This is a genomic window from Streptomyces nigra, assembly GCF_003074055.1.
Taxonomy (GTDB): domain Bacteria; phylum Actinomycetota; class Actinomycetes; order Streptomycetales; family Streptomycetaceae; genus Streptomyces; species Streptomyces nigra.
In genome coordinates, this window is sequence record NZ_CP029043.1 from 6,448,674 (window position 1) to 6,461,310 (window position 12,637).

The following is a 12,637-nucleotide window of genomic DNA, read 5'->3' on the forward strand; positions in this document are numbered from 1 at the left end:
CCATGAAGGTCGGCGCGGTCGTCATCACCATGGGCAACCGGCCCGAGGAACTGCGCGCCCTGCTCGACTCGGTCGCCAAGCAGGACGGCGACCGGGTCCAGGTCGTCGTGGTCGGCAACGGCTCACCCGTGCCGGACGTCCCCGAGGGCGTCCGCACCATCGAGCTGCCCGAGAACCTCGGCATCCCCGGCGGCCGCAACGTCGGCATCGAGGCGTTCGGCCCGAGCGGCCGCGACGTCGACGTGCTGCTCTTCCTCGACGACGACGGCCTGCTGGCCCGGCACGACACCGCCGAGCTGTGCCGCGAGGCGTTCGAGGCCGACCCGAAGCTGGGCATCATCAGCTTCCGCATCGCCGACCCGGAGACCGGGGTCACCCAGCGCCGTCATGTGCCGCGGCTGCGCGCCTCCGACCCGATGCGCTCCTCCCGGGTCACCACCTTCCTCGGCGGCGCCAACGCCGTACGCACCCAGGTCCTCGCGGAAGTCGGCGGCCTGCCGGACGCATTCTTCTACGCGCACGAGGAAACCGATCTGGCATGGCGGGCCCTCGACGCGGGCTGGATGATCGACTACCGGTCCGACATGGTGCTGTACCACCCCACGACCGCGCCCTCCCGGCACGCGGTCTACCACCGCATGGTCGCCCGCAACCGGGTCTGGCTCGCCCGCCGCAACCTGCCCGCGCCGCTGGTCCCGGTCTATCTGGGCGTGTGGATGCTGCTCACCCTTCTGCGGCGCCCCTCGGGGGCCGCGCTGAAGGCATGGTTCGGGGGTTTCCGGGAAGGATGGACGACTTCGTGCGGTCCCCGCCGGCCCATGAAGTGGCGTACGGTGTGGCGGCTGACCCGACTGGGCCGGCCTCCTGTCATCTGACAGGCCCGGCCCCGAGGACCACCGGCCCGCACCCCGGCCGCAGGTACATGCCAGACCCACAGGCTGCGCATCTCGATGACGAAAGTTTCAACTGGTGAGTGAGACAACGCACGACGGCCCGGTCGCGGTGAGCGCGCCGCCGTCGCCCGACGAGGGACTCACGGCGGCCGAGCTGGCCGCCAAGTACGGGCTGTCCGTGAGCGGCGCCCGGCCCTCGCTGTTCGAGTACGTCCGCCAGCTCCGGGACCGCCGGCACTTCATCCTCGCGTTCTCGCGGGCGAAGCTGACCGCCCAGTACAGCCAGGCCAAGCTCGGGCAGCTCTGGCAGGTGGCCACCCCGCTGCTGAACGCGGCCGTCTACTTCCTCATCTTCGGTCTGATCCTCCAGGCCGACCGGGGCATGTCCCGCGAGGTGTACGTGCCCTTCCTGGTCACGGGCGTCTTCGTGTTCACCTTCACCCAGAGCTCGGTGATGGCGGGCGTCCGCGCGATCTCCGGCAACCTCGGGCTGGTCCGCGCCCTGCACTTCCCGCGGGCCTCGCTGCCCATCTCCTTCGCGCTGCAGCAGCTCCAGCAGCTGCTGTTCTCGATGATCGTGCTGTTCGTGGTGGCGGTCGCCTTCGGCAGCTACCCCTCGCTGTCCTGGCTGCTGATCGTCCCGGTCCTGGTGCTGCAGTTCTTCTTCAACACCGGCCTCGCGATGATCATGGCCCGCGCGGGCGCCAAGACCCCGGACCTCGCCCAGCTGATGCCGTTCGTGATGCGCACCTGGATGTACGCGTCCGGCGTGATGTTCTCCATCCCGATCATGCTGGAGGGCAAGCCGGAGTGGATCGCCACGGTCCTGCAGTGGAACCCGGCGGCGATCTACATGGACCTGATGCGCTTCGCCCTCATCGACGGCTACGGCTCCTCCAACCTGCCGGACCACGTCTGGATGGTCGCGCTCGGCTGGTCCCTGCTGTTCGCCGTCGGCGGCTTCGTGTACTTCTGGAAGGCGGAGGAGAGGTACGGCCGTGGCTGAGCAGAACCCGGGGGAGCGGATCCCCACCGTCATCGCCGACGAGCTGCACATCGTGTACCGCGTCAACGGCGCCAAGTCCGGCAAGGGCAGCGCCACCGCCGCCCTGAGCCGCATCCTCAAGCGCGGCGAGGAGCGCGGGGTGCGCAAGGTGCACGCCGTGCGCGGTGTCTCCTTCGTCGCCTACCGGGGCGAGGCCATCGGCCTCATCGGCTCCAACGGCTCCGGCAAGTCCACGCTGCTGCGGGCCATCGCCGGGCTGCTCCCGGCCGAGAAGGGCCGGGTCTACACCGACGGGCAGCCCTCGCTGCTCGGGGTGAACGCCGCCCTGATGAACGACCTCACCGGCGAGCGCAACGTCATATTGGGCGGGCTCGCCATGGGCATGACCCGCGAGCAGATCAAGGCGCGCTACCAGGACATCGTCGACTTCTCCGGGATCAACGAGAAGGGCGATTTCATCACCCTGCCGATGCGCACCTACTCGTCCGGCATGGCGGCCCGGCTGCGGTTCTCCATCGCCGCCGCCAAGGACCACGACGTCCTCATGATCGACGAGGCGCTGGCCACCGGCGACCGCAAGTTCCAGAAGCGCTCCGAGAACCGCATCCGCGAGCTGCGCAAGGAGGCCGGCACGGTCTTCCTCGTCAGCCACAACAACAAGTCGATCCGCGACACCTGCAACCGCGTCCTGTGGCTGGAACGCGGCGAGCTCCGGATGGACGGACCGACGGACGAGGTCCTCAAGGAGTACGAGAAGTTCACGGGCAAGTAGTCCACCCCGTGGTGGGCCGTGCGGCCCAGAACGCTTCGCAGGGCCCCGCCGGAACTGCTCCGGCGGGGCCCGCGTCTGCAAAGGAAACGTCAACTCCGCCTGGCGCGAGGAATCTTGGCGCCGATCGGTGTGTTCTCGTGATGTGCGGGACACCCCCAGGGGCCGTGCAGTGTTGTACAACGTAAGCTGTACCGGTACCGAAACACGCAAGTGGGGCGATAAGGCGTGATGCCCGCCTCCGGGCCGCGGCACGGAGGCCCGGGCGGCGTGTCCGAAATAGTGCGCATCGGCTCTGCGGTGTAGAACGGGAGATGTGACGGCAATGGCTACGGAAACTCCCCAGCTCCACGCAGCGTGCGCCGTCCTCGCGCCGGGCAGTCCTCGATGACGGGTGCCGACGCGCTCACCGCCGATCCGGAGCGCACCACCCTCGACAAGGCCGCCGCGGAGAACTTCCCCGTGGCGCCGTTCTTCCTGCCCAGGGCCTGGCGCACCGACCTCATGGCCGTCTACGGCTTCGCCCGCCTCGTCGACGACATCGGCGACGGCGATCTCGCACCCGGTGGCGCCGACGCCCGCCTGCTCGGCGTGAGCGGCGCCGACGCCGAGGACCGCCTCGTCCTCCTGGACGCCTTCGAGGCCGACCTGCGCCGCGTCTTCGACGGCACCCCGAGCCACCCCCTGCTGCGCCGCCTCCAGCCGACCGTCCGCCGACACGCGCTGACCCCCGGGCCCTTCCTCGGCCTGATCGCCGCCAACCGCCAGGACCAGCTCGTCGGCCGGTACGAGACCTACGACGACCTCCTCGCCTACTGCGAACTCTCCGCCAACCCCGTCGGCCGGCTCGTCCTCGCCGTCACGGGGACCGGTACGCCCGAGCGCGTCCGCCGCTCCGACGCGGTGTGCACCGCACTGCAGATCGTCGAGCACCTCCAGGACGTCGCCGAGGACCTCCGGCGCGACCGGATCTATCTGCCCGCCGAGGACATGAAGCGCTTCCACGTCGACGAAACCGACCTGGCCGCGAAAACGGCGGGCGCATCGGTGCGCGCACTGGTTGCATACGAAGCCGAACGCGCCCGGAACCTCCTGAATGAAGGCACTCCCCTCGTGGGTAGCGTCCACGGCAGGCTCAAGCTGCTGCTGGCGGGTTTCGTGGCGGGGGGAAGGGCGGCCGTCGAAGCGATCGCCGCCGCCGAATACGACGTACTCACAGGCCCGCCCAAGGCCGGCAAGCTCCGGCTGCTGCGCGAGGTGGGCGGGACCCTGCGAGGAGAGGGGTGATCCGGACCGTGGAGTCTGCACCACACGTGTCCGCACCGGTACTCGCCGCCTACAGCTACTGCGAGGCCGTCACCGGACGGCAGGCCCGGAACTTCGCCTACGGCATCCGGCTGCTGCCCACGCCCAAGCGCCGGGCGATGTCGGCGCTCTACGCGTTCTCGCGCCGGGTCGACGACATCGGCGACGGCGTTCTGCCCGGCGACGTCAAGACCGCGCGGCTCGAGGACACCCGCGGCGTGCTGACCCGGATCCGCGAGGGCGAGATCGACGAGGACGACACCGACCCCGTCGCCGTCGCGCTCGCGCACGCCGCCGCCACCTTCCCGATCCCGCTCGGCGGTCTGGACGAGCTGATCGACGGCGTGCTGATGGACGTCCGGGGCGAGACCTACGAGACCTGGGACGACCTGAAGGTCTACTGCCGCTGTGTCGCGGGCGCCATCGGCCGCCTCTCGCTCGGCGTCTTCGGCACCGAACCGCACGCGCGCGGCGCCGAACGCGCCCCCGAGTACGCCGACACCCTGGGCCTCGCCCTGCAGCTCACCAACATCCTGCGGGACGTCCGCGAGGACGGCGAGGGCGGCCGTACCTATCTGCCCTCGGACGACCTGGCCAAGTTCGGCTGCTCGGCCGGCTTCCACGGGCCGACCCCGCCGGAGGGCTCCGACTTCGCCGGACTCGTGCACTTCGAGGTACGCCGGGCCCGCGCCCTGTTCGCCGAGGGCTACCGGCTGCTCCCCATGCTCGACCGGCGCAGCGGCGCCTGCGTCGCCGCCATGGCCGGCATCTACCGCCGTCTCCTGGACCGCATCGAACGCGACCCGGAGGCCGTGCTGCGCGGCCGTGTCTCCCTGCCCGGCCGGGAGAAGGCCTACGTCGCCGTCCGCGGCCTGTCCGGTCTCGACACCCGGCATGTGACGCGCCGAGCGGTCAGGAGGCGTGCCTGATGGAGCTTGCGTTCCGAGGTGACGCGCTCGGCGAAAAACGGCGGGCAACCCTCCGCGCCCGTACCGCGTCCCTGACCACGACGACCGGCCGAACGGCATCCGGATGCCACGGCGGTCGCACGGGGGAGGGCGCGCCATGACCGACGGCACACGGCCCGACGGGCCGCTCGCCGGTACCCCGGACCGCTCCGGGCGGGACGCCGTCGTCATCGGCGGCGGGCTCGCCGGCGTCACCGCCGCGCTCGCCCTCGCCGACGCCGGTGTACGCGTCACCCTGCTGGAGGGCCGGCCCCGGCTCGGCGGCCTCGCCTTCTCCTTCCGGCGCGGCGAGCTGACCGTCGACAACGGACAGCACGTCTACCTGCGCTGCTGCACCGCCTACCGCTGGTTCCTCGACCGGATCGACGGGGCCGCGCTCGCGCCTCTGCAGGAACGTCTCGACGTGCCCGTCGTCGATCTCGGCAAGCCCGAGGGCCGCCGGCTCGGCCGGCTGCGCCGCGACCCGCTGCCCGTCCCCCTGCACCTCGGCCGCAGCCTCGCCGCCTATCCGCACCTGACGCTCGCCGAACGCGCCAGGGTGGGCCGCGCCGCGCTCGCGCTCAAGGGTCTCGACCCGGCCGACCCCGCCCTCGACGAGCAGGACTTCGGCAGCTGGCTGGCCGTGCACGGCCAGTCCCCGCGCGCCGTCGAGGCCCTGTGGGACCTGGTCGGCGTCGCGACGCTCAACGCCGTCGCGGGCGACGCCTCCCTGGGGCTCGCCGCCATGGTGTTCAAGACCGGGCTGCTGTCCGATCCGGGCGCCGCCGACATCGGCTGGGCCCGCGTCCCCCTCGGCGACCTGCACGACGGGCTCGCCCGCAAGGCCCTCGACTCCGCGGGCGTCCGCACCGAGCTGCGCACCCGCGCCGGCTCGCTCTCCCGTGACGCCGACGGACGCTGGAGCGTCCAGGTGCCCGGCGAGACGCTCCGCGCGGACGCCGTCGTGCTCGCCGTACCCCAGCACGAGGCCCACCGGTTGCTGCCCGCCGGTGCCCTCGACGCCCCCGACCGGCTGCTGCGCATCGGCACCGCGCCGATCCTCAACGTCCACGTCGTCTACGACCGCCAGGTGCTCGCCGCGCCCTTCCTGACCGCCCTCGGCACCCCGCTGCAATGGGTGTTCGACCGCACCGAGGCCTCCGGACTCCGCTCCGGCCAGTACCTCGCCGTCTCCCAGTCGGCCGCCCAGGACGAGATCGACACCCCCGTGGCCACCCTGCGCGAGCGCTATCTGCCCGAGCTGGAGCGGCTGCTGCCCCGGGCCCGCGACGCCCGGGTGCTCGACTTCTTCGTCACCCGCGAACGCACCGCGACGTTCGCCCCCACCCCCGGCGTCGGGCGGCTGCGGCCCGGCGCCCGTACCAAGGCACCCGGCCTGTACCTGGCCGGAGCGTGGACCGCCACCGGGTGGCCCGCGACCATGGAGAGTGCGGTCCGCAGCGGCGTCGGTGCGGCCGAGGCCGCGCTCGGCGCCCTCGGCCGGCCCCGCCCCCGCCATCTCTTCGCCGTCGAGGAGGCGGCCTGATGGCGGCCGAGCACGCGGTGGCAGGCCCCCGCACCCCCGGTACCGCAACAAGAGGAGAGACCGTGCCCACTGTGCCCCCGGCCGAGAAGGCCGCTCGAGAGACCGCGGTCGACGTGACCGCGCTCCTGGAGCGCGGGAGGACCCTGGCCACACCGGTGCTGCGGACGGCGATCGACCGTCTGGCCCCTCCCATGGACACCGTCTCCGCCTACCACTTCGGCTGGATCGACGCCCACGGCAACCCCACGGCCGGCGACGGCGGCAAGGCCGTACGCCCCGCCCTCGCGGTGCTGTCCGCCGAGGTCACCGGCGCCGCGCCCGAGGTCGGCGTCCCCGGCGCCGTCGCCGTCGAACTGGTCCACAACTTCTCGCTGCTGCACGACGACCTGATGGACGGCGACGAGCAGCGCCGGCACCGCGACACCGTGTGGAAGGTGCACGGCCCCGCACAGGCCATCCTGGTCGGCGACGCCCTGTTCGCCCTCGCCAACGAGGTCCTGCTGGAGCTCGGCACCGTCGAGGCCGGCCGCGCGACCCGCCGGCTCACCACCGCCACCCGCGCCCTGATCGACGGTCAGGCGCAGGACATCTCCTACGAGCACCGCGACCGCGTCAGCGTCGAGGAGTGCCTGGAGATGGAGGGCAACAAGACCGGCGCCCTGCTGGCCTGCGCCAGCTCGATCGGCGCCGTGCTCGGCGGCGCGGACGAGCGCACCGCCGACACCCTGGAGAAGTACGGCTACCACCTCGGTCTCGCCTTCCAGGCCGTCGACGACCTCCTCGGCATCTGGGGCGACCCGGACGCCACCGGCAAGCAGACCTGGAGCGATCTGCGTCAGCGCAAGAAGTCCCTGCCGGTCGTCGCCGCGCTCGCGGCGGGCGGCAGCGCCTCCGAGCGGCTCGGCGAGATCCTCGCCGCCGACGCCAAGAGCAGCGACTTCGCGAACTTCTCCGAGGAGGAGTTCGCCGCCCGCGCCGCCCTCATCGAGGAGGCCGGCGGCCGCGAGTGGACGGCCCAGGAGGCCCGCCGCCAGCACACCGTCGCCGTCGAGGCCCTCGACGCCGTCGACATGCCCGAGCGCGTGCGGGCGCAGTTCACAGCGCTCGCCGACTTCGTCGTCGTCCGCAAGAGATGAACACCGTCGGGGGAAGAGAGATGATCCATATCGGTCGAATAGTCCTCGCGTAGTCGCCGGCCGGCGGCGCTGGACGCAGCGCCCCGGCCGACGGCGGACCCACAGCAGACGCACCGCTTGCAGCACTGCACGAAGGGGAAGCCATGACAGCGACGACCGACGGAAGCACCGGGGCCCTGCCGCCCCGGGCCGCCGCGGCCAGTGACATCCACAGCGAGACCCCCCTGGCGGCCGGGGTGCACGAGGCCGCCGAACGCGCCGCCCGGCGCGCCACCGACTTCCTGCTGGCCCGCCAGGACCCCGCGGGCTGGTGGAAGGGCGACCTCGAGACCAACGTGACCATGGACGCCGAGGATCTGCTGCTGCGTCAGTTCCTCGGCATCCGGGACGAGAAGACCACCCAGGCCGCCGCCCTCTTCATCCGCGGCGAACAGCGCGACGACGGCACCTGGGCCACCTTCTACGGCGGGCCCGGCGAACTGTCCACCACCATCGAGGCGTACGTCGCCCTGCGGCTGGCCGGTGACGCGCCCGACGCCCCCCACATGGCGAAGGCCTCCGCCTGGATCCGCGACCAGGGCGGCATCGCCGCGTCCCGCGTCTTCACCCGGATCTGGCTGGCTCTGTTCGGCTGGTGGAAGTGGGAGGACCTGCCCGAACTCCCGCCGGAACTCATCTACTTCCCCACCTGGGTGCCGCTCAACATCTACGACTTCGGCTGCTGGGCCCGGCAGACCATCGTCCCGCTGACGATCGTCTCCGCGAAGCGCCCGGTACGGCCCGCGCCCTTCCCGCTCGACGAGCTCCACACCGATCCGGCGAACCCCAATCCTCCCAAGCCCCTCGCGCCGGTGAGGAGTTGGGACGGCGCCTTCCAGCGGCTGGACAAGGCCCTGCACCAGCTGCGCAAGGTCGCCCCGCGCAGACTGCGCAGGGCGGCGATGAACACCGCCGCCCGCTGGATCATCGAACGCCAGGAGAACGACGGCTGCTGGGGCGGCATCCAGCCCCCGGCGGTGTACTCGATCATCGCGCTCCATCTGCTCGGCTACGACCTCCAGCACCCGGTGATGCGCGAGGGCCTGGCGTCGCTCGACCGCTTCGCCGTGTGGCGCGAGGACGGCGCCCGGATGATCGAGGCGTGCCAGTCACCGGTGTGGGACACCTGTCTGGCCACCATCGCACTGGTCGACGCGGGCCTGCCCGTCGACCATCCGCAACTCGTCAAGGCCGCCGACTGGATGCTGGGCGAGGAGATCGTCCGGCCCGGCGACTGGGCGGTCCGGCGCCCCCAACTCCCGCCCGGTGGCTGGGCGTTCGAGTTCCACAACGACAACTACCCCGACATCGACGACACCGCCGAGGTGGTCCTCGCGCTGCGCCGGGTCCGCCATCCCGAGCCCGAGCGGATGGAACGCGCGATCGGCCGCGGGGTGCGCTGGAACCTCGGCATGCAGTCCCGCGACGGGGCCTGGGGCGCCTTCGACGTCGACAACACCAGCCCCTTCCCGAACCGGCTGCCGTTCTGCGACTTCGGCGAGGTCATCGACCCGCCGTCGGCGGACGTCACCGCGCACGTCGTCGAGATGCTCGCCGTCGAGGGCCTCGCCCACGACCCGCGCACCCGGCGGGGCATCGCCTGGCTCCTCGCCGAACAGGAGCCGAACGGCGCATGGTTCGGACGCTGGGGCGTCAACTACGTCTACGGCACCGGGTCCGTGATCCCCGCCCTGACGGCCGCCGGCCTCCCCGGCTCCCACCCGGCGATCCGCCGGGCCGTCGCCTGGCTGGAGTCCGTCCAGAACGAGGACGGCGGCTGGGGCGAGGACCTGCGCTCCTACAAGTACGTCGAGGAGTGGAGCGGCAAGGGGGCCTCGACGGCCTCGCAGACGGCCTGGGCGCTGATGGCGCTCCTCGCGGCGGGGGAGAGGGACTCCAAGGCCGTCGAACGCGGCATCGAGTGGCTGGCGACCACCCAGCGGCCGGACGGCTCCTGGGACGAGCCGTACTTCACCGGCACCGGCTTCCCCTGGGACTTCTCGATCAACTACCACCTGTACCGGCAGGTCTTCCCGCTGACCGCGCTCGGCCGGTACCTGCACGGGGAGCCCTTCGCCGGCAAGGCGACCGTGATGGCGACCGAGGCCGAGGGGAGCGGATGAACCCACAGCCCGCCCCGGCCCCGCTGCTGATCGCCTGCGCGCTCGGCATCGAGCAGATCGCCCTGCGCACCGGCGACCGGGGCGGGGCCGGCGGGCCGGTCACCGTGGTGCGCACCGGCATGGGCCCCCGTTCGGCCGAGCGCGCGGTGACCCGTCTGCTGGCCGACCCGGCGCTGGCCGGCGCCGCCGTCCTCGCCACCGGCTTCTGCGCGGGCCTCGCCCCCGGGATGCACCCCGGCGACCTCGTGGTCGCCGAGGAGATCCGGGATCCGGCGGGAACCGTTCCGTGCACCGGAAGCGACTTCCTGGTCAAAGCACTCACGCGGTCCGTCCCGGGCCGCACCGTCCACACCGGACCGCTCACCGGCTCGGACCATGTGGTCCGCGGTCAGGAACGGTCCGATCTGCTCACGACCGGCGCGATCGCGGTCGACATGGAGTCCGCGGCCACGCTCCTGAGCGCCGTCCGCGCGGGCGAGCGCCCGGTTGCGGCCGTCCGGGTGGTCGTGGACGCTCCAGAACATGAACTCGTCCGGATCGGCACATTGCGCGGTGGAATATCGGCCTTCCGCGTTCTTCGTTCCGTTCTGCCTGCTTTCTACGAATGGCACCGTTCCTTGCTGCTCCCCAGGAGGTGAGCCAGATGGCCATGCCGCTGCGCCAGTCCATCAAGGTCGCTACTTACTTGGCCGAACAGAAGCTCCGCAGGCGTGACAAGTTCCCGCTCATCGTCGAGCTGGAACCCCTGTTCGCCTGCAACCTCAAATGCGAGGGCTGCGGCAAGATCCAGCACCCGGCGGGGGTCCTGAAGCAGCGCATGCCCGTGGCGCAGGCCGTGGGCGCGGTGCTGGAGTCCGGTGCGCCGATGGTGTCCATCGCCGGCGGCGAGCCGCTGATGCACCCGCAGATCGACGAGATCGTGCGGCAGCTCGTGGCCAAGCGCAAGTACGTCTTCCTGTGCACCAACGCCATGCTGCTGCGCAAGAAGATGGACAAGTTCACGCCCTCGCCGTACTTCGCGTTCGCCGTGCACATCGACGGCCTGCGGGAGCGCCACGACGAGTCCGTGGCGAAGGAGGGCGTCTTCGACGAGGCCGTCGAGGCCATCAAGGAGGCCAAGCGGCGCGGCTTCCGGGTCACCACCAACTCGACGTTCTTCAACACCGACACCCCGCAGACCATCATCGAGGTGCTCAACTTCCTCAACGACGACCTCCAGGTCGACGAGATGATGATCTCGCCCGCCTACGCCTACGAGAAGGCCCCGGACCAGGAGCACTTCCTCGGCGTCGAGCAGACCCGCGAACTGTTCAAGAAGGCATTCGCCGGCGGCAACCGCCGCAAGTGGCGGCTCAACCACTCGCCGCTGTTCCTCGACTTCCTCGAGGGCAAGGTCGACTTCCCCTGCACGGCCTGGGCGATCCCCAACTACTCCCTCTTCGGCTGGCAGCGCCCCTGCTATCTGATGAGCGACGGCTACGTCCCGACGTACCGCGAGCTGATCGAGGACACCGACTGGGACAAGTACGGCCGGGGCAAGGACCCGCGCTGCGCCAACTGCATGGCGCACTGCGGCTACGAGCCCACCGCCGTCCTCGCGACCATGGGCTCCCTCAAGGAGTCGCTGCGCGCCATGCGTGAGACCGTCTCCGGAAACCGGGAGTGACGCCATGACCGCCATCTCCTTGGGCGTCCCCGAGGTGCCGGCCCGGCCGATCGCCGAGCGGCGTGTGTCGCGGCAGATCCACGTCGGTCCGGTGGCGGTCGGGGGCGGTGCCCCGGTCTCGGTGCAGTCGATGACGACGACCCGGACGTCGGACATCGGTGCCACCCTGCAGCAGATCGCGGAGCTGACGGCGTCGGGCTGCCAGATCGTGCGGGTGGCGTGTCCGACGCAGGACGACGCGGACGCGCTGTCGACGATCGCGCGGAAGTCGCAGATCCCGGTGATCGCGGACATCCACTTCCAGCCGAAGTACGTGTTCGCGGCGATCGAGGCGGGCTGTGCGGCGGTGCGGGTGAACCCGGGCAACATCAAGCAGTTCGACGACAAGGTGAAGGAGATCGCGCGGGCCGCGAAGGACCACGGCACCCCGATCCGTATCGGGGTCAACGCGGGGTCGCTGGACCGGCGGCTGCTGCAGAAGTACGGCAAGGCGACGCCGGAGGCGCTGGTGGAGTCGGCGCTGTGGGAGGCGTCGCTCTTCGAGGAGCACGACTTCCGGGACATCAAGATCTCCGTGAAGCACAACGACCCGGTCGTGATGATCGAGGCGTACAAGCAGCTCGCGGCCCAGTGCGACTACCCGCTGCATCTCGGTGTGACCGAGGCGGGCCCGGCGTTCCAGGGCACCGTCAAGAGCGCGGTGGCCTTCGGCGCGCTCCTCTCGCGGGGCATCGGCGACACCATCCGGGTGTCGCTCAGCGCTCCGCCCGTGGAGGAGGTCAAGGTCGGCACGCAGATCCTGCAATCGCTCGGACTGCGGGAGCGGCGGCTGGAGATCGTCTCCTGCCCGTCCTGCGGCCGTGCCCAGGTCGACGTCTACAAGCTGGCCGAAGAGGTCACGGCCGGTCTGGACGGCATGGAGGTGCCCCTGCGGGTGGCCGTCATGGGCTGTGTCGTCAACGGGCCCGGTGAGGCCCGGGAGGCGGATCTGGGGGTCGCCTCCGGCAACGGCAAGGGTCAGATCTTCGTCAAGGGCGAGGTCGTCAAGACCGTCCCCGAGTCGAAGATCGTCGAGACCCTGATCGAGGAGGCGATGAAGATCGCCGAGCAGATGGAACAGGACGGCGCCGCATCGGGCGTCCCCACCGGCACGGGGAAACCGGCAGTGACGGTGAGTTGAAGCACGGCACGGACCGAGAGGGGGCCC

12 protein-coding genes are annotated in these 12,637 nt (G+C 71.3%); all 12 read left to right on the forward strand.

Annotated features, from left to right (window positions below; all coding sequences use genetic code 11):
* The first annotated feature begins 2 nt into the window (after positions 1–2).
* Positions 3–875 (forward strand): glycosyltransferase family 2 protein, encoded by an 873-nt coding sequence (locus DC008_RS29630; protein WP_108709591.1) that lies wholly within the window; start codon positions 3–5, stop codon positions 873–875.
* Between the two features lie 94 nt (positions 876–969).
* Positions 970–1,899 carry an ABC transporter permease gene (locus DC008_RS29635; RefSeq protein ID WP_108709592.1) on the forward strand — a complete coding sequence of 310 codons (930 nt, stop codon included), beginning with the start codon at positions 970–972 and terminating at the stop codon, positions 1,897–1,899.
* Entirely contained in the window at positions 1,892–2,671 is a 780-nt protein-coding gene (locus DC008_RS29640; RefSeq protein ID WP_108709593.1) for an ABC transporter ATP-binding protein, read from the forward strand. The genes DC008_RS29635 and DC008_RS29640 overlap by 8 nt, the downstream gene beginning before the upstream one ends.
* Before the next feature lie 384 nt (positions 2,672–3,055).
* Positions 3,056–3,955, forward strand: a complete 900-nt coding sequence (hpnC, locus tag DC008_RS29645) for a squalene synthase HpnC (protein ID WP_108709594.1) — start codon at positions 3,056–3,058, stop codon at positions 3,953–3,955.
* Complete coding sequence (hpnD, locus tag DC008_RS29650) at positions 3,952–4,902, forward strand: presqualene diphosphate synthase HpnD (RefSeq protein ID WP_108709595.1); 951 nt, start codon at positions 3,952–3,954, stop codon at positions 4,900–4,902. The genes hpnC and hpnD overlap by 4 nt, the downstream gene beginning before the upstream one ends.
* Positions 4,902–5,042, forward strand: coding sequence for a DUF6380 family protein (locus DC008_RS36360; protein ID WP_341867304.1), 141 nt, complete (start codon positions 4,902–4,904; stop codon positions 5,040–5,042). Before hpnD ends, DC008_RS36360 begins: the two co-directional genes overlap by 1 nt.
* Positions 5,039–6,466 (forward strand): hydroxysqualene dehydroxylase HpnE, encoded by a 1,428-nt coding sequence (gene hpnE / locus DC008_RS29655; protein ID WP_108709596.1) that lies wholly within the window; start codon positions 5,039–5,041, stop codon positions 6,464–6,466. The genes DC008_RS36360 and hpnE overlap by 4 nt, the downstream gene beginning before the upstream one ends.
* Before the next feature lie 71 nt (positions 6,467–6,537).
* Positions 6,538–7,602 carry a polyprenyl synthetase family protein gene (locus DC008_RS29660; RefSeq protein ID WP_079033398.1) on the forward strand — a complete coding sequence of 355 codons (1,065 nt, stop codon included), beginning with the start codon at positions 6,538–6,540 and terminating at the stop codon, positions 7,600–7,602.
* Between the two features lie 143 nt (positions 7,603–7,745).
* Entirely contained in the window at positions 7,746–9,764 is a 2,019-nt protein-coding gene (shc, locus tag DC008_RS29665; protein ID WP_108709597.1) for a squalene--hopene cyclase, read from the forward strand.
* A complete protein-coding gene (locus DC008_RS29670) occupies positions 9,761–10,402 on the forward strand; it encodes a 5'-methylthioadenosine/S-adenosylhomocysteine nucleosidase family protein (protein ID WP_108709598.1) in 642 nt (213 codons plus the stop codon). The genes shc and DC008_RS29670 overlap by 4 nt, the downstream gene beginning before the upstream one ends.
* Before the next feature lie 5 nt (positions 10,403–10,407).
* Positions 10,408–11,430, forward strand: a complete 1,023-nt coding sequence (gene hpnH / locus DC008_RS29675) for an adenosyl-hopene transferase HpnH (protein ID WP_055619147.1) — start codon at positions 10,408–10,410, stop codon at positions 11,428–11,430.
* 4 nt (positions 11,431–11,434) lie between these two features.
* A complete protein-coding gene (ispG, locus tag DC008_RS29680) occupies positions 11,435–12,610 on the forward strand; it encodes a flavodoxin-dependent (E)-4-hydroxy-3-methylbut-2-enyl-diphosphate synthase (protein WP_108709599.1) in 1,176 nt (391 codons plus the stop codon).
* Positions 12,611–12,637 lie beyond the last annotated feature (27 nt).